Below are 17,446 nucleotides of genomic sequence, written 5' to 3'. Positions count from 1 at the left end.
GGCCCCCCCTCTGTAATTAATATCCACACTATACGTCGCCGTATAGTTATGTGTCAATACCCTTTTTAGGAGTACATTAATAAAAAAGGTTTCCAAGCCCCCTGGCCAGGAGTCATGGAAACCTTCTCAATGCATAAGATCTTTTGATGTCATGCTCAAGCTTAGAAAAAACGTCCCTTTTTCAGCACCAACGGAATCCCGCCAATGATAAACAGATAACGGATATCCACAATTTTTTTCAGTTGCGCGGCTATCCAGCCCTTTATTTTGCGATTGCCCACGACGGCGACAGCCTCCCCTTTTCCAAGAGAAGCAACCGTGCCTTTGTTGGAAAATACAAACTTGTGCAGCTCCTTTTTACGAAGCGTAGCTGCCAGATTCTTCGCGCAGAGTACCCCTTGCTGCATTGCAATTTGGGCGGTCGGCGGATACGGGCGTCCTTCGGGATTAAACATTAAAGAACTGTCCCCGATAATAAAAATGTCGTCATGGCCCGGTGTGCGTAGAAAATCGTCGATCTTCACCCGTCCGCGCATCACTTCAAATCCGGCTTTCTCGATCAGGCCGTTACCACGAATACCTCCAGTCCATACGACCGTGCAGGCTTCGATTTTCTCACCCTCACCAACAATGACGCCGTCCTCAAGACATTCCTTAATTGGAACACCGATGCGGAAGGTAACGCCCTTGCGCTTAAGGACATCCATCGCGTATTCTACCAGTTCCGGATCGAAGCCCGGCAATGCCGTAGGAGCCGCCTCGACGTTAATGATTTGAATCCGGTTAAAGTCAATATCATAGGCTCTCGCCAATTGTGGCAGACGATCCGCCAGCTCCGCCACAAATTCAATGCCGCTAAAGCCCGCACCTCCGACTACAAAATTCAGCCGTCCGGGGTTTCCATCATTTTTATACAAAGCAAGCTGGTATTCGATATGCTCACGGATCAAGCGGACCGAGTTAATGCTTCGAATCGTAAGCGCGAACTTATCCATCCCCTGAATACCGAAGGTTTCCGGTTCTCCGCCCAGCCCGATTACCAGATAATCGTAGGATAGCGATCCATCCTCCAGCACGATTTTTTTCTCCTTCGGTATGATATCCTTAACCGTCCCTTTGATTAGATCCACCTTGAACTCATCGATCAGCTGCGAAATCGGAATACGTGAATGCTCAATCGTATCCGTACCCGCTGCGGGCATGTGGAGATGCGTTGTTATATAGTGGTAATCATGGCGGTTAATCAGCGTGACATCCGCCTCGTTGTGCTTGAGCTCCTTTTGCAATTGCTGAGCCGTCAAAATACCGCCATACCCGGCACCCACAATGACAATTTTGGGAATACTGCTCATGCTTCTACCCCTTCCGGTTTACGTAATCAGTAATTATTCACAGCTTTGCTCTCAAAATGACTTATTTATACACGCCGGATAACCTTCATCAAATAATAATTCGCTTAAACTTTGCAAGCGGAACCCGGCAGTTTATAATGATAGACAGTGAATCATACGTTCGGCGGCTTTTTTTAACCTCTATGCGGCTGATTCAACATTCAATATCCATTATCCATACTATCCCTTTCGGAGGTGTTTTTAGAGTGACAGCTCAATCCACAGGTGCGGAGCTCCGCGATCTGATTATCATCGGAGGCGGTCCAGCCGGTATTTTCGCTGCTTTCTACGGGGGAATGCGTCAGGCATCCGTCACCTTAATTGAAAGTATGCCCCAACTCGGAGGCCAGCTTGCAGCCCTTTATCCTGAAAAATATATTTATGACGTCGCTGGCTTTCCTAAAGTGACTGCACAGGAACTGGTCAACAATCTGGTTCAGCAGATGAACCACTTTAATCCAGAAGTACAGTTAGAAGAGAAAGTCGTATCATTAGAGAAAAAGGAAGAACGCCACTTCATCGTAAAAACAGATAAAGGCGGCGAGTATCACGGTAAAGCGGTCATTATTACCGCTGGCGTGGGTGCTTTCGAGCCACGCAGACTGGAACTGCCGGGCGCAGATCGTTTTGAAAAAACGAACCTGCATTACTTTGTCAGCGACCTGAGTAAATTTGCAGGCCGGAAAGTGCTGATCAGCGGCGGCGGCGACTCTGCGGTAGACTGGGCGCTTATGCTGGAACCGATTGCAGAACAGGTTACATTGATTCATCGCCGCGACAAATTCCGTGCGCATGAACACAGTGTAGAAAACCTCCTCGCTTCCAAAGTAAACGTCGTTACACCGACCGAAATTACAGAGCTGCACGGGGAAGACTCGATTACGAAGGTTACCCTTGCTCATGTAAAAACCAAAGAAACTCAGGAAATCGAAGTGGACGATGTGATCGTTAACTTTGGATTTGTATCCACTCTCGGTCCGATTGCCGAATGGGGAATCGAAATCGAAAGTAACTCCATCGTGGTCGATTCCCGTCAGGAAACGAATATTCCCGGCATTTTCGCCGCTGGGGACATTACGACCTATCCAGGCAAGCTCAAGCTGATTGCTGTCGGCTTCGGTGAAGCGCCTACGGCCGTCAACAACGCCAAGGTTTATGTTGATCCGGACGCCAAGCTGTCCCCGGGTCACAGTAGTAACATGAAACTGTAGTCTATTCTTAGACTATGACAAAAAAGGGTATTTTACTCCAAAATTGAATTATTGGAGTGAAATACCCTTTTCTACGGTGTGCCTATTCGTTGCAGTGATTGTCCGTAAAGTCATTCGAACCCTGAATGACTTCACAGTCGCAGTACGAGAGCTTGTCCGGTCTAATGAAGGACTACGGCTGTATTCATCTCTAAGTTTCTTTTGTGGATCTCAGCCAGCAACAGTGCAATGAAGTCGCATTCAAGTTTAAGCTCGATTGCCATCTGATAGGAATCCAAAAGCATTTCATCCGTCAGCATAGCCATCCTCGACACAACCTTTCCTTTTATTTCAAAATCTATTCTATCAAAATACCAAAAACGGAACAAGCGTTCTGTTATCCACAGCATGTTGTGGAAATCCTGTGTATAAATTGTTGGTAAGTGTCGTAAAGCCTTATATGTGACAGGGGATAATGTGGACAATACTTATACACAGGATTTTGACGCTGGTAAATAAAAAAAAATTTTTTATTGTTTACACAAATATATTATATTCACAATCTACTAAATTGAATTTTATGGGATTGAATTCAAGAAAATCAAGAATTATTGGGGCCTTGTGTTTACCTCCAAAATCCATATCCGTCCATTCGGATCAAGTCCATAATCAAATCCCAATTGTCCAATCCCCGGAAATCTTTTCTCCAGTACAGGAATACACCGCTGTGTAAGATTAACGATTTCACGTCGCTTTCGGGTAGCCACCTGGCGGGGATAAATCTTCCGAAGTGCATCCATTCCCTTCATCAAAGTTCCCCCTTTGCACAGGTTCGTAATGACTAGTCCGGGACGGGCATGACGTGCAACCACCGACCGGAAAACCCATTTCTGGCCCACTTTCACCACTTTTACCCGATAGTCAACCGGTCTGCCCTGAATAGTAGCCAACAAAATACCCTGCTGAATCAAATACGGACGCTGGAGCCGGAGCTTTCCGATTCCGACAGCAAGCTCTCCAAAGCTGCTGAACCGGTATGTGCGTTCCATGCGCGTGCAGGTGTATTCCCTGCGCCCCCTAGCCACACGCATGACTCCGATTCCACCGCCGCCCTTCACAGGCTTTATGAACACAAAAGCTTGCCGCCGCAGCATCATGCGCAGTTGATCTTCGCTATACAGACACGTTTCCGGTATATAAACGGCGGTATACGGATGGCGGAGCAGCGCCTTCGTCTTTAACCACTTGCTTGCAAGTTGTCTCATGAATCCTCTCTCCTTTCGCCGTCAAACTATACTTATACATACTCAACACGGATGCTCTATTCTTGGATGATTGCCCGAGGAACATATCCATTTCGACAAGATCAATGCTAACGGTAGCATGCACGGGACATCACTGGTACAATGACAATAATCTACTTATATTTGCACGGAGCAGCGGGTTTGCCGGCAAATTGTTTTTTCGACAAGGAGGTCAACTCATGAACAGCAAAATCGGCATCATGGACATTGGCTCCAACTCCATACGTCTAGTGATCTATGAAATAACAGAGACAGGAGCCTACCGGATTGTCCAGGAATGCAAAGAGGCTGCCCGACTAAGTGAAAAGGTTGGAACCAACGGCCGTATGGAGCGGGAAGCGATTCGAAGCATCGCTCCATTACTGCGCCAATTTATAACGGTATGCCGTATGCACGAGGTTGTTCGTATGCGTGCAGCAGCGACAGCCGCTATCCGTAATGCGGCGAATTCGGATGAGATTGTTCAATGGATTGCGGAGGAAACAGGCTTAACGCTGGAAATATTGAGCGGGGAGCAGGAGGGCTATGCCGGTTTTCTGGGCGTCGTCAATACCATGAATGTAAACGACGGCATTATTATTGACATCGGGGGCGGCAGTACCGAAATTACGCTGTTCCGCGAGCGACAGCGGCTTCATACCGTATCGTTTCCTTTTGGCGCGGTCAACACGAATTCGCGCTTTGGCCAGGAAGTCAGGAATGGTGAATGGTCCTCTCAGCAGATCGAGGAGATGGAGAGCTTCGTCCGTTCTTCCCTGCAAGACCATGATTGGATCTTTTCCAATCCGGGCCTGCCGTTCATCGGTTTGGGCGGTACCTTGCGTACCTTGGCCAAAATCAATCAGAAGCGGCAGGATTACTCGTTGCCCGTGACGCACCATTACGAAATGACGACAGAAGATGTCGATTATTTTTATGTCAGTCTGCCCCATCTTCCCTATGAAAAACGCAAAAAAACAGCCGGCCTGTCCAAAGACAGAGCCGACATTATTGTACCGGGGCTAGTTATATTGAAAACGATATTCGAGGCCGCTCATGGCTCCACCTATTTGGTCAGCGGAGCGGGCTTGCGTGACGGTTTGTTTCATGAACTGGTCAATTCCGAAAAGCCTGTGGTCGACAATCCGCTCATTGCGTCGATCCGCAATATACTTTCATTCGCTGTTCCGGTTAGCGAAGAGCACGTCAAGCGGGTTAACGAGTACGCTGTCCGACTCTATGACGAACTCGTTGACGTATGGGCTGACGTATCATCCTCAGCGATGGACAAACGTCTGCTGCTGACCGCCGCAACGCTGTACAAAACCGGAGCAGCCTTAAATTACTATCATTTCCGCCAGCATTCCGTGTTCTGGATCCTACATGCGGGCATCGGCGGTTTATCCCATCAGGAAACGGTGCTGGCTGCACTGATCGCAGACTACCATCCCAAGAATCGGACGCCCCGACTGTTGCGCACACATGCCGATATTCTGGAGCCTTCCGACGAAGAACGTGTACATCGGTTGGGCTCCCTGCTCCAGCTTGCGATCGGCATGGATCGGAGCGAATCCGGCATCATCACCAGCATCAATCCCACCACAGGTGACGATGCGCTACATCTTCGTCTGGAAAGCATGAGTGAACCGATTCTGGAACAGCGGGAGCTGGAGGCTGTCGCCAAGGATTTTCAAAAAGCATGGAACCTTACGTTGTCGTGGTCCATTCTTCCTTCTTCCAATTTCTAACCTTCATGGCTTCGGATTGGCTCCGCATAGGGGCCTCTTCGTCGTTTCTTGCCACAAACTGATAACTGCCATTGGACAGAAGCTGCCGCGCCTTCACATTATCTCTCAAGGACAAAAGCAAAATGTCCGACAGCATTCCCTTGATCCGGTCATCGTAAATCGGGCACATCAGTTCAATCCGGCGTGTCAGGTTGCGAGTCATCCAGTCCGCGCTGGACAGGAACAGCTCCGAAGCCCCTGCATTTTCAAAATAAAACAGCCTTGAATGCTCCAGAAAGCGATCCACAATACTAATGACGCTGATATTCTCGCTGAATCCTTCCACACCGGGACGCAAGCAGCAGACCCCTCTAATGATCAAATCAATCTTCACACCCGCCTGAGAAGCTGCATATAGTTCATCAATCATCTCCTGACTGGATAAGGAGTTGATTTTGGCAATGATACGGGCTGGCTTGCCTGCAAGTGCTTGCTCCGCTTCCCTGCGGATCAGCTCGAACAGCTTGTTTTTCATTCCCGTCGGAGCCACCGTAAAAGCTTGCAGCGTCTTGAGTGCGGAGAAGCCCGTGATTTCATTAAACAGCTCGGAGGCATCCTCGCCCAAGACCGGGTCTGACGTGAATAACCCGATATCCGTATATACGCGGGCCGTGCTTTCATTGTAGTTGCCAGTCCCCACATGCACGTATCGTTTGAGCATGTTACGTTCGTGGCGTACCACGAGAATGATTTTGGCGTGCGTCTTCAAACCGACTAGCCCGTACACCACATGACAGCCTGCTTTCTCAAGCGTACGCGCCCAGGCAATATTACGTTCCTCATCAAAACGGGCCTTTAATTCCACCACCACCGTGACCTGCTTGCCCGATTCAGCCGCACGTGCCAGTGCCGGTATCAGCTTGGATTCCCCGTTGACCCGGTACAGGGTCATTTTGATCGCCATCACATCCGGGTCCTCTGACGCCTCAATGATAAAATCCGTTACCGCATCGAACGACTCATACGGATGATATACCAGCACGTCCCGTTTGCGAAGTACGTTGAAGATATCCTCTTGCGGGGGCAGCTCTTCCGGATACACCGGTTTGATTGCCGGAAACTTCAAATGCGAATGCCCTTCCAATTGATCGGCAAAGGACGATAGAAACGTCAAATCCAGCGGCCCGTCCATCTCAAACACATGATCGAACAACTTGAATTCGCGCTGAAGCTCCATCAGAGCAAAGGGATTAATCCCTTTTTCCACTTCCAGCCTTACTGGCGCACCGCGTCTTCTTCGACGCAGTTCTTTTTCAATCTCTTCGAGCAAATCTTCGATTTCTTCTTCATTAATGGACAAATCGGAATTGCGCGTGACCCGAAAGGCTTGGACCGATTCCGGCACATAACCTGTGAACAGCGTTTGAATATGATGCTTGATCAGCTCTTCAATTAAAATGAATGATTTCTTCTTGCTATTGGAACGTAGCGGCACAGACACGACACGCGGAATATTGGAAGGCACCTGCACAATGGCAAAAAACGGCTTATCCTCCTCCGTATCCCCTTGACGTCTCAGTACAACTGCCAAATATACATATTTATTGTGAACTAGTGGAAAAGGACGGCTCTGATCGACCGCCATTGGCGTTAGCACCGGAAATATAATTTCATGAAAGTAGGTATCCAGAGACTTGCGCTGTGTCGCATTCAAGCCCTCATATTCAAGCAGCAAAATCCCCTTTTTCGTCAACAGGCGGGAAATTTCGCGATAGGTTCGATACTGCTCCGATACCATTGAGACCGTGCGCTTGATCAGCCGTTTGTACAAACCGGAGGGAGTATATCCGGTAAAATCCTTTTGCATAAAACCAGCCTTAATCTTCTCGCGCGTCTCTGCCACCCGAACAGCCATAAATTCATCCAGATTGCTGGACACAATCGCCAAAAATTTGGCTCTCTCCAGCAACGGTGTGTCTGTATCCTGAGCTTCCTGAAGCACACGACGGTTAAATTCAATCCAGCTCAAATCCCGATTAAAGTAGCGTTCTGACCCGGCTTTATCTTTATCCTTATTCTGACTCTCTATCAACATATGGCCTCCATCAATCATGCAGTATAGTTATGTTTTATTGTACTATTAGATGAAACGCACTAGCATCACGGCTGTGTAAACACAATGTAAAATGTGTGTAAAACGCAGCCTGTTGTTGAAAAGGTCAATCGGATACTTTACAAAAATAGTATTAAAGGGTACAGTGTTTACGTCTGTTTCATTGAGGTAGATTGTCGAATCGTACTTTTTCATCGTTTTTTTATATTTATCACGCTTTACTTGTCACATACCAGCCACTTTCAATTGTTTCATTTTCAAATGGCATCATATAGGGAGGATTTACGTTATGGAACCCAAGAAAACGCCACGCGTACTGCAAAAAAACATCGAATTTTTTACCGCAGCGCTGTCTCAGCATCTCGTTTCAGTCTGGCAGGAGGACCCGACGGGCGTATACTGCGAGATTGGCAGCGGATATATCGAATTGTTCAGCAGCGAGATGATTCGGGTGCGCAATCAGGATGGGACCCAAAGCCATTATGACCGCAATATCACGATGTTTCAGTTGATCACCAAGGATCAGCCGATATAATTATTATATGCTATGCCTGTACTGTTCTTCCAGATTAGAAATGCTTTTTTTCTTGAATATAACTGCTATCTAACTGTTACTTATAGGCTAAACGTTATTCTTTAAGGCAGCGATGCTGCTGGCTTTCGGTCTGTGAAAATATTACAGGTTTATCCAAAAGGCGCCACAGAGCGCTTTTTTTGTCGTTTTTTTTGAACATCGTTTCAAAAAGCAGTATGATAAAGTAGCATAAAATCTAAATTTAAAGGGGAATCAACCGATGGAGCCTACAACATCAGACGGACGCATCCTGATCATGACCGCGGTTGAGGGCGAACGGGAAGCCGTGCTGCGCGGGCTGAACGGCGACACCCGCTTTGCAGTTGAGCTGGCTGGTGTGGGCGCTCCGTCCGCAGCGGCTTCGACTGCTCTGGCGCTGGTTGGCGGCGGCTACCGCCTGGTCATCAGCGCCGGAATCGGCGGCGGCTTCGTGGATGTAGCCGCACTGGAGAGCGTCGTCGTCGCGGACGCGATCATCGCCGCCGACCTCGGGGCCGAGACGGCGGAGGGCTTCAGCAGCGTGGACGAGCTGGGCTTCGGCTCCAGCCGAATCGCCGTGAACGGCGCAACCACGCAGCGACTCGTTCAGGCGCTGCGTGCCGCCGGACAGACAGCCGTCGCCGGGCCGATCCTGACCGTCACGACGGCGACTGGTACGGCGGCAACCGCAGAACAGCTGGCTGTGCGCGTTCCCGGGGCTGCTGCCGAAGCGATGGAAGGCTATGGGGTAGCCGTAGCGGCGAACAGGCTGGAGCTGCCTGTGATGGAGATCCGCACGATCTCCAATGCAGTTGGCCCACGTGACCGCGCCGCCTGGCGGATCAAAGAGGCTTTGCAAGCGTTGGAAGCCGCATTTTCTACATTAACGGAGGTTATATAGATGCAAATTGCTTTTTCACCTTGTCCCAACGACACCTTTGTCTTTCATGCCTTGGCGCATGGGTTGATTCCGGGCGCACCCTCGCTGGACATCACATTCGCCGATATCGACATCACCAACAATCTGGCGGTAACGCCAAACGGGCTGGATGTTATGAAAATCTCTTATGCTGCACTCCCTTGGGTGCTGGACGAATACGCCCTGCTGCCTTGCGGCGGCGCGCTAGGCCGGGGCTGCGGACCGCTCGTGCTGACCAAGGAAGATACCACGGCGGAAGGACCGGAAGCCCTGTCCGGCAAGCGCGTAGCTGTGCCGAGCGAACGCTCCACGGCCTATCTGCTATTCCGCCTGTGGGCGGCCAAGCATGTGCCGGGAGGGGTCGGTGAAATTGTCGTGATGCCGTTCGACCAGATCATGCCTGCTGTCCGTGACGGACATATGGATGCCGGGCTGGTCATTCACGAGGCACGTTTCACGTATCCATCCTACGGTCTCAGCAAGCAAGTGGATCTGGGCAACTGGTGGGAAGAAGATACGGGTCTCCCGATTCCGCTTGGAGCCATTATTGCCCGCCGTTCTCTGGACCTCGATGCGATCGCAGGCTGGTTACACGCCTCTGTCGAGTATGCTTGGAAGCATCCCGAGGCCTCGCGCGAATATGTATTGTCCCATGCACAGGAGCTGTCTCCGGATGTGGCCCAATCACATATCGACCTGTACGTGAACGACTTTACCGCCAATCTGGGCGACAGTGGATACGCAGCCATCGAAGCACTGCTCGGACGCGCCGCACAGGAAGGACTTGTGCCTTCGTTTGATTTAGCCAAGCTGCGCCTTGCGTCCACCACCCGCTAATGGACCGACATTGCATGTTTTCCAGCTGAATAGAGCAGTTTAAACATATAAAACCTCCCGAACGAGCACATTGCCTAGCCATGCGCCCCATTCGGGAGGTTCTATGATTTCATATTGCGAATCATCATTCAGACTCGCCTGATCCTTGTCCTTAGTTCTGTTCCTGCTCCACGACCTCGGTCTTAAACACGTTATCCAATTTGGTACCCAATCTTTTGACCAGTGGCACCTTAATATCCCGGCTCAGCTCCTTGAAAAAAGCGTCCATGTCACAATTAATCTTATCCAACACGACCTTTACGGTGCCCTCTGCCAAGATCTGCTCATTCAGATCTTCCGGTACGGTAACCGAGATATCATACTTCTTGCTTAACGTTTTAATGTAGCGGGTAAAGATTTCGATAAGCTCCTCATTGTTGAACTTCTCGACTGCAACTTGCCCTTTGTTCGTAAATTTCAAATTCACTCTCACGTTAGCATTTCCCCTTTTCCTTTTGACCATTTATTTTGGATAAACGTTGAACCTTACGAGGTTCTTCAAAGAAAGGGCCTTACCGGTCGTTTTAGACTCTTGTCCTTTGATATACTAAGTATAACACATTAAGTCCGTTTTCATTTCCCAACTTGTCGTTTTATGATAAAAAATGATACAATTTGCGCATTTTCAGCATTAATTCTTTCTTTTCATGCCAATCATTAGGAAGATTTTATACATAAATACACAAAAAAACGCCTATCTCGCAAAAGAAAGACGTTTCCGTATAGATGCTTATGCAGTATGGATTTACAAAGGTTTTGTACATTCCCAACCATGTGAACGATACTCACGCACCGCATCCCGTACATCCTCGATATCATCGGTATGCAGCAGAACCGCAGGTAAAATCACCCAATATTCGTTCTCTGCTAGATCAATAAACACGTCCTCGACATCATAATATTGCATATCGCCAAAAGCCGTATCCCTGATTTTCTGTCCAACCAAAGGTGTAAAATGGGAATCAAATGTTTTAATCACCTTCGTATATTCCTTCACGCCCGTTGCTGTAATCTGCTGTGAAATAATGACGCTCAATGCTGTTTACCTCCCTGACTGATAATGCTCATTATAACCTCTTATCAGGCCTTCCACAAAACCTTGTGCTGCAAAAATAATAAAAATCAACAACCCGATGCCGACCCCAACGGAGCTTAAAACGATAATCAGGATGCCTTGTGTATTACGTTGCTCTATCCGTTTCGTCAAAATGCCGAAGACTAAACCCAGAATAGCCGACAGATTACCAATGACGAAAATACTTAATAGTAGCCCCAATCCTGCAAAAATCCAGCCAAACAAAGCAAGCACCCAGCCCTGCGGCTGCGGCTCACTCTGTCTCATCTGCCAGCGTTCCCTCGCTGTAGACGTGTACCTATCCATTCTTTAGCTCCCCCGCTCTTTAACCAATACTCAAGAAAGAAATTCGCTCGCCTTCTCCCGGTGGGCAGGCTTGATATGCATGTCCAGCACTTTTAAGGCCGCCAGCACGACACCCGCATCGTCCGTGAAGCCCAGCATCGGAATGACATCCGATATCGCATCCAATGGAGAAATAAAATACGCCAAGGCCCCGAAGGCCACCCCTTTGGCATAAAGAGGCGTTTCAGGATCTACCGCACAATAGTACATGGCCACTGCATCCTTCACAAAAGGAACCTTTCCGGCCGTGGATTTCACCTTTTTGAAAAATCCCTTTTTTACCTGTTCTTCCTGCTTCGGATCATATTTGGCTTTAGTTACATCAAAATCCTTCATAAGGTACCTCCTATTTCTGACTGGCAAGCTTGAAAATTCCACCTTCCCGCTTTCCAAGTTCATAATTTTGTACCGTCATTTCCACCTTCGTATTTTTATCCCATACCGGAAGCTTGTCCGACGTACCATACTGTTTCATAGCTATGTCTATGACTTCCTCCGCCTTCTTCGTCAAAGTAGAAGAAGCCATATTATATTTACCATAACCTCGATAAGCACCACCCAAACCAAGATTCGGTTGATTGTTCACATTTAAAAGCACACCCTTCAACGTACCATTCTCTGCTACATCAAAGGTCGCTTTTTCCAATACAAAATCATCAGTAACGACGGAAGTCTGCTCCAATACATGCGATATGGACGACAGGTTGGCTGCTAATCTAACCCGTTGCAGCAGGGCCTCTGTATCCTTTTGTTGCTTTGTCAATGCTTGCGTTGTCTTGTTGAGTGAAGCATTCGCTGTAGTTAAAGTATTTACCTTTGCAGTCAGATTATAATTCCATAACGCCAAGGTAATACATCCGAGTACAGCTATTCCTGAAATGACCGTGGCTACAACTGCGAGCTTACGAACAGCCTGTGGTTGCGGCTCCACAGACTGAGTATGACTGCTTAATTCCCCCATAGCAAACTTCCTCTCTATTTACATAGTCATATTTTACTATGACCCCCTTTTATAATCTAGTATATTCTTCCTGCTTTCGCATTCTCTATTTATGGGTACAGGATTTCGTTTCATTGGCCCTTGAGCTTGGGTTGCCTCGTTTTCCCGGTAAAGCCGTATTCACCAGATACACACTGCCCGCGATCAGCACCAATCCCACCACGAATGTCAGAGTAAGCGACTCCTTGAGCATCACCATACTGAAGATCGTAGACAGCACCGGAATCATAAATGTATAGGAGCCGACGGTTCCTGCTTCTCCGTTGTCGATCAGTTTAAAATAAATCATCCAGCCCATCGCAATCACGAATACCGATATAAACAGCAAGATACCGATAAAGGAGGGGGTCCAGTGAATATCGCTCCATTTCTCCGTCGTAAGTCCAATCCCATTGAGTATAATTCCCCCAAAAATGAGCTGCATCGTCATCGCCCAAATGGAGTCCAGCTGCTTGCTTTTTTTCTTCATATACATTGTTCCGAGCGCCCAGCACAGTCCAGAGGCCAGCCCCAGCACGATACCTAAGACGGACAAATGCCCTGCCATCCCGCCGGAGCTAATCACGATCACCCCGCCAAAGCCAAGAACCAGTCCAATGACCTTCATCGGAAACATGCGCTCACCCAACCACAACCAGGAGAACAATCCAAGCAAGATCGGCTGGAGGAATACTAAAGTGGAAAATAACCCGGCAGGCAAATACCGTAGCCCCACCGTCTGCAAGCCATAGTAGCCTGCAATATTAAATATCGCCAGAACGAGATACGTCCACGCATTCTGTCTCAAGCGTAAGGTTTCCCTGTGACGCATAGCGAACAGAAGCAGGATTAGCCCGCCTAACAGCGTACGGATGCCTGAAAATAAAATCGGCGGTGTATCCGGCAGAGCCAGCTTGGTCAACGGCCAGTTAATTCCCCACACCATCACTAATATCAATACAAGCCACAGCGTAGCTTTAGGTGTTAATGTTTTCATAGATATCTTCCTCTCCCCTAACGATGATCATCGCTCATTTCATACGGCTATAATCATTTACAGCCGTTTGCAAAGCTTCACTTTACTAGCGTATACTGTGGGCTTTAATAAATAAAATGAATGTTGTCAGAAAAGAGTTCGGCTATTCTTACGAAGTCTGGAACCAGCGGTTATTAGCTCAGCACGTTCGTAAATACGCTTTGGCTGAAGGTCATGAATGTCTTTTACGTTATTTCAGGATCGTTCTACTAGGCTGGTGAAAGTGTTTTACTTCTAAGCCATTTTCCCGGGGAGCAGTTTTTCGTAAATCGGTAAAGTTACAAACCATGTAAAAAAAAGCTTCCCTGGTCCCAGGCTGGGCCCAGCGCTTTTTCGTCGTTTCGGATTACGAACTTTCGTCAGGCCGAGCAGGCCGGGTTGGCGACTTATTTCCTAAAATGACGCATTCCCGTCCGTTCGCCTCTCTTGTTACTGGGCCGTTAAAATCAGTGGCCCGTCCGGCGTGACTGCGATCGTATGCTCATATTGCGCCGACAACTTGCCGTCGGCCGTTCTCGCCGTCCACTGATCGTCGTCGATCATGATACGGAACGTACCTTCGTTGATCATGGGTTCAATCGTAAATACCATGCCTTCCTTTAACCGAATGCCTTTGCCGGCTGTGCCGATATGCTCGTAGCTCGGCTCTTCGTGCAGGCTCCGCCCAATCCCGTGCGCCAGCAGATCGCGTACGACGGAATACCCATTCGCCTCCGCATGCTGTTGAATTGCTGACGTGATGTCGCCGAGCCGGCCCCCGGGGAGCGCCCGGGCGATCCCCAGATCCAGACATTCCTTCGTCACCTTCATTAATTGTTGCGCCTCAGGCCGGATATTGCCCACCGCATAGGTCATGCACGAATCGCCGAACCATCCGCCGTATTCCGCGACGATGTCGAGCTTCAACAAGTCCCCGTCCATAAGCGCCCGATTGGAAGGAATGCCGTGAGCCACGACATCGTTGATCGAAATACAGGTTTCGGCGGGGAAACCGTTGTATCCTTTCGTAAACTGCTTGCCGCCCAGCTTGGTGATGTGTCTGGCAACAAATTCATTGATTTCCTGGGTGGTAATCCCAGGCTCGATCAGTTTGGCCACCTTACGGTAGCAATCCGCAACGATTTGGCTCGCCGGCTTCATCTCTTCAATTTCCCTAGGTGATTTTAAAATGATCATCTTTGTTTATTCGCTCCTTATCCATTCTATAATTTTAAAAACCCGGCGATATCCCTGGCCTCCTCGTGCAGCTTTCCGCGGCGAAGCGAAAGTGAGGCGCAGCCGACCAAGGCGGCCAGCAGCATTTCCGCGCGCTGTAGCCGATCCGGCGGCTCCGCTGCGTTTCTGCCGGAAGCGGCAGCCCCGTCCGCCGCACGCCCAGTTTCCAGCAGCGCGGCAAGCGGCGCGAGCACCTCCCGGCGAAAGGCGGCCGAGAGCGGAGCCGACCGTGCTTCAGGCAGCGAGGCAAAGCCCTCACCGGCCAGCTTATGCAGCAGGTACAGAGCGTGGTCCTCCGCCCAAAGCTGTAACAGCCGGACCCCAGCGGCGGCGACGGGGCCAAGCTCTGCGGCAGCGGCCGTTTCGCGACTTCCGCTTCGGGAATCCGCGGCAGCCGCGTTCCCGGTGTCCGCCGCAGCAGCCAAGCCGAAATGCCCGCCCTCCGGCGCCTCCCCCGAAGCCGAAGCCGAAGCGCAAGGGACCTCCAGCGGGGCCTCTAGCGTGTCCTTCTGCCATCCCCCGGCCCGCTCCAACGCGTCCCATAGCAGATCGTGGAGCAAATCGCCCTTATTGCTGTAATAATGGTATACCGTGCCATAGCCGAGTCCCGCCTGCGCGGCCACATCGCGCATTTCCAGTAAAGGCCCTTTATTCAAAAACACATCGGCAGCGGCTTTCCGGATTTGCGCCAGACGCCGCAGCCGGATCTCTTCGTTTTGTTCCTTCGTGCGTGGAGACATCTCGTCCGTTCACCTCTTTTATTTTTGACCTACTCTTATGTCAATATAAAACATCGGCTTGCGAATAACAAGGAATTAGCTGGAGAATTTACGGCTTACCTAGAAATCGGAGCTGTTTACGGATGCGAAAAAATAGGAAGCAATAGTAACGAGATTTTGGCAGGTGTATAATGTTCCTTAAATACTGATTGAGATCGTTATTATAAGGGGTGTCTTTTCAAAAGTAGGTGGTTTTCCTGTCTTTACGTGATGTGCTTAAAAATAAAAAAGAGTTTTCCATGAACGGAAAACTCTTTCGCTATTTATCTTTTGGGTTGAGCCATCATAGACTTAGAACGATCCCTTTCACCGACATACCGCTCAAGGTTTTCGGCATGCTTCTATAGTTTCGTCAATGACGGACCAAACCTCCAGCCAAATCATCCCAGCGCCAGGAAACCTCATGTCCGTGAAGATGCAGCCCCCCAAACCACTCGTCGATCCCTTGAACTGCAATACGGTCCGCTGATCCATTTAGTACCTCATTACCCAACTCAGTCAGAATTACCGGGCGGTTCAGAAACTCCGGGATTTGCCTGAAATCCAAGCCGTCCTCAGCCCCGTCAATAATCAGTAAAGGATGCTCACCTTCCACCAAAGAACGAATAACTTTCCAATATTCGAGATCGCCCATGCCGAGCACATGCAGGACGTCAGTTACCTGACGGAACAATTCCAAAGGCGTATCCACTCCGTTGCGAACGGCCTGAAGCGTGGTCTGTTCCACAATGCCAAGACCATTCCGTTCCGAGGGCAACCGTTTGAGATGCGCTGTGAAGGCCTCATAGGCAAAAGGCAGGCCGGATGCTGCCAATGTTGCCTTCTTGTCTTCCAGAAGATTAGCCATTTGAACAGGATCAGGAGAAGCATACGCCTGCCAAAGCTCGCTTCCGAGCTCCATTTCTTGCCGCCCAATGGTCCGCCAGGTCCCGGATAATGTCTGAAGCTGTGCCGGAGTGAGCTGTCCCAGACCATGAAACCGTTCAATTCCTGGAAACTCCCCAATACAGAGCAGACTCAGCTTCGTGCGACCCAGTTTCTGTCTTTTGAACCAGTGGAGCAGATAGGCGAGCATACTCTGATCAAACAGGTCATGCTCAAACCACAACACGACTTCATCGTACTTGGTATATTCACGAAGTTTCTGTTCTTGTTCCTCACAGCCCGTTATGTATTCGCTGGCCGGAATACCCATCGTTTCTTCCAGAACCCGGGCCCGCAGTGACCGTTCTTCAGCCCCTGCTGGATTTGCAAATATCGGCCCTGATGGATAAACCTCTCTCCATACAAGCACATCACCCTGTACAACGCCCTGCTTCAACATCTCACCTACAACATCACCGTTAACAATATGTAGCATGTTTTGCCCTCCCTCATACAAATGATTGAACACGGAGACGAGGTCGGCCACCGGGAGTGTACCTTTCAACTTTCGGCGGGCATCGTGCAGCCGCTTCTTAAGCGTCGGGACCGGAGTGCCCAGATAATCGGAAATTTCCTGAAGAGAGTAGCCGTAAAAATAAAATAGCCGCAGAGGCACGCGCAGCTTGGCAGACAGTGCCTTCACCGATTGTTGCAAAACTTGACTCTCCTCCCTACGCTCCGAAATTTCTGCCAAATCCGGTACTCCTCCCGATACCTGCACCGCTTCATCCAGAGGAAGCACCGAATGATGCTTGCGCCGCAGCGTCCGCTGGGACTGTCTTACGACAATGGTCTTGAACCAGCCTGGAAAAGCGGCCGGGTTCTGTAGCTTCTCCAGATTCTGATAAGCCTCTATGAACGCATCCTGCACGGCATCTTCCGCGAGATGGACATCCTTCAGCATGTCATAGGACACCGCATAGGCCATCCCACGAAAATGCAGCACCAGCTGCCCAAACGCTTCCGCATCCCCTAGCCGCGCCTTTTCAACCCACTCCCTCATACGTCCCTAGCCTCGTTTCTTTCGTGTTCTTAATCTTA

The 17,446-nt window shown here is 49.5% G+C and carries 18 protein-coding genes; 5 read left to right on the top strand and 13 right to left on the bottom strand.

Annotation, left to right across the window (positions count from 1 at the left end; translation table 11 throughout):
- Positions 1–161: 161 nt before the first annotated feature.
- The gene (locus ABH897_RS17855) at positions 162–1,352 is read right to left on the bottom strand and encodes an NAD(P)/FAD-dependent oxidoreductase (RefSeq protein WP_404592522.1); all 1,191 of its coding nucleotides are present in this window, start codon (positions 1,350–1,352) and stop codon (positions 162–164) included.
- A gap of 245 nt (positions 1,353–1,597) precedes the next feature.
- Here ABH897_RS17855 and ABH897_RS17850 point away from each other — a divergent pair, with 245 nt between their 5' ends.
- A complete protein-coding gene (locus ABH897_RS17850) occupies positions 1,598–2,602 on the top strand; it encodes an NAD(P)/FAD-dependent oxidoreductase (RefSeq protein ID WP_283653171.1) in 1,005 nt (334 codons plus the stop codon).
- Positions 2,603–2,763: 161 nt separating this feature from the next.
- Here the strand turns inward: ABH897_RS17850 and sda are convergent, their stop codons facing one another.
- Both sda and ABH897_RS17840 read right to left on the bottom strand, forming a co-directional pair.
- A complete protein-coding gene (gene sda / locus ABH897_RS17845) occupies positions 2,764–2,907 on the bottom strand; it encodes a sporulation histidine kinase inhibitor Sda (protein ID WP_007431918.1) in 144 nt (47 codons plus the stop codon).
- A gap of 282 nt (positions 2,908–3,189) precedes the next feature.
- Positions 3,190–3,846: a YheC/YheD family protein gene (locus ABH897_RS17840; RefSeq protein WP_283653172.1), complete on the bottom strand. Its 657-nt coding sequence runs from the start codon at positions 3,844–3,846 to the stop codon at positions 3,190–3,192.
- A gap of 218 nt (positions 3,847–4,064) precedes the next feature.
- Between ABH897_RS17840 and ABH897_RS17835 the strand changes: the two genes are divergently transcribed.
- A complete protein-coding gene (locus ABH897_RS17835; RefSeq protein ID WP_283653173.1) occupies positions 4,065–5,612 on the top strand; it encodes a Ppx/GppA phosphatase family protein in 1,548 nt (515 codons plus the stop codon).
- On the opposite strand, the gene ppk1 is transcribed toward ABH897_RS17835, so the two are convergent.
- A complete protein-coding gene (gene ppk1 / locus ABH897_RS17830; protein WP_404592521.1) occupies positions 5,572–7,686 on the bottom strand; it encodes a polyphosphate kinase 1 in 2,115 nt (704 codons plus the stop codon). The two genes, ABH897_RS17835 and ppk1, sit on opposite strands and share 41 nt — an antisense overlap.
- A gap of 307 nt (positions 7,687–7,993) precedes the next feature.
- Here ppk1 and ABH897_RS17825 point away from each other — a divergent pair, with 307 nt between their 5' ends.
- The 3 genes from ABH897_RS17825 (at position 7,994) to ABH897_RS17815 (ending at position 10,013) form a co-directional block, all read left to right on the top strand.
- On the top strand, positions 7,994–8,239 hold the full coding sequence (locus ABH897_RS17825) for a hypothetical protein (RefSeq protein WP_044645463.1): 246 nt from the start codon (positions 7,994–7,996) through the stop codon (positions 8,237–8,239).
- Between the two features lie 259 nt (positions 8,240–8,498).
- Positions 8,499–9,158: a futalosine hydrolase gene (locus ABH897_RS17820; RefSeq protein WP_283653175.1), complete on the top strand. Its 660-nt coding sequence runs from the start codon at positions 8,499–8,501 to the stop codon at positions 9,156–9,158.
- Positions 9,159–10,013 (top strand): 1,4-dihydroxy-6-naphtoate synthase, encoded by an 855-nt coding sequence (locus tag ABH897_RS17815; RefSeq protein ID WP_283653176.1) that lies wholly within the window; start codon positions 9,159–9,161, stop codon positions 10,011–10,013. It abuts the gene before it with no gap.
- A 151-nt stretch (positions 10,014–10,164) separates the two neighbouring features.
- Here the strand turns inward: ABH897_RS17815 and ABH897_RS17810 are convergent, their stop codons facing one another.
- The 9 genes from ABH897_RS17810 to ABH897_RS17770 all read right to left on the bottom strand — a co-directional run bounded on the left by ABH897_RS17810 (position 10,165) and on the right by ABH897_RS17770 (position 17,408).
- Positions 10,165–10,485, bottom strand: a complete 321-nt coding sequence (locus tag ABH897_RS17810) for a hypothetical protein (RefSeq protein WP_014277849.1) — start codon at positions 10,483–10,485, stop codon at positions 10,165–10,167.
- A 312-nt stretch (positions 10,486–10,797) separates the two neighbouring features.
- On the bottom strand, positions 10,798–11,088 hold the full coding sequence (locus tag ABH897_RS17805; protein ID WP_014277850.1) for a hypothetical protein: 291 nt from the start codon (positions 11,086–11,088) through the stop codon (positions 10,798–10,800).
- A 6-nt stretch (positions 11,089–11,094) separates the two neighbouring features.
- Positions 11,095–11,433 carry a hypothetical protein gene (locus tag ABH897_RS17800; protein WP_404592520.1) on the bottom strand — a complete coding sequence of 113 codons (339 nt, stop codon included), beginning with the start codon at positions 11,431–11,433 and terminating at the stop codon, positions 11,095–11,097.
- Between the two features lie 30 nt (positions 11,434–11,463).
- Positions 11,464–11,808: a YkvA family protein gene (locus tag ABH897_RS17795; RefSeq protein ID WP_404592519.1), complete on the bottom strand. Its 345-nt coding sequence runs from the start codon at positions 11,806–11,808 to the stop codon at positions 11,464–11,466.
- 10 nt (positions 11,809–11,818) lie between these two features.
- Positions 11,819–12,433 carry a hypothetical protein gene (locus ABH897_RS17790; RefSeq protein WP_404592518.1) on the bottom strand — a complete coding sequence of 205 codons (615 nt, stop codon included), beginning with the start codon at positions 12,431–12,433 and terminating at the stop codon, positions 11,819–11,821.
- Positions 12,434–12,518: 85 nt separating this feature from the next.
- Positions 12,519–13,448: a DMT family transporter gene (locus ABH897_RS17785; RefSeq protein WP_404592517.1), complete on the bottom strand. Its 930-nt coding sequence runs from the start codon at positions 13,446–13,448 to the stop codon at positions 12,519–12,521.
- Positions 13,449–13,916: 468 nt separating this feature from the next.
- Complete coding sequence (map, locus tag ABH897_RS17780) at positions 13,917–14,663, bottom strand: type I methionyl aminopeptidase (RefSeq protein ID WP_404592516.1); 747 nt, start codon at positions 14,661–14,663, stop codon at positions 13,917–13,919.
- Positions 14,664–14,689: 26 nt separating this feature from the next.
- Positions 14,690–15,442 carry a TetR/AcrR family transcriptional regulator gene (locus ABH897_RS17775; RefSeq protein WP_404592515.1) on the bottom strand — a complete coding sequence of 251 codons (753 nt, stop codon included), beginning with the start codon at positions 15,440–15,442 and terminating at the stop codon, positions 14,690–14,692.
- Positions 15,443–15,833: 391 nt separating this feature from the next.
- Complete coding sequence (locus ABH897_RS17770) at positions 15,834–17,408, bottom strand: sigma-70 family RNA polymerase sigma factor (protein WP_404592514.1); 1,575 nt, start codon at positions 17,406–17,408, stop codon at positions 15,834–15,836.
- Positions 17,409–17,446: the final 38 nt, after the last annotated feature.

It is taken from the genome of Paenibacillus sp. RC73, from assembly GCF_044908085.1.
GTDB lineage: Bacteria > Bacillota > Bacilli > Paenibacillales > Paenibacillaceae > Paenibacillus > Paenibacillus terrae_A.
Note: the sequence above shows the minus strand (reverse complement) of the source record. Positions and strands in the feature narration are given on the sequence as shown.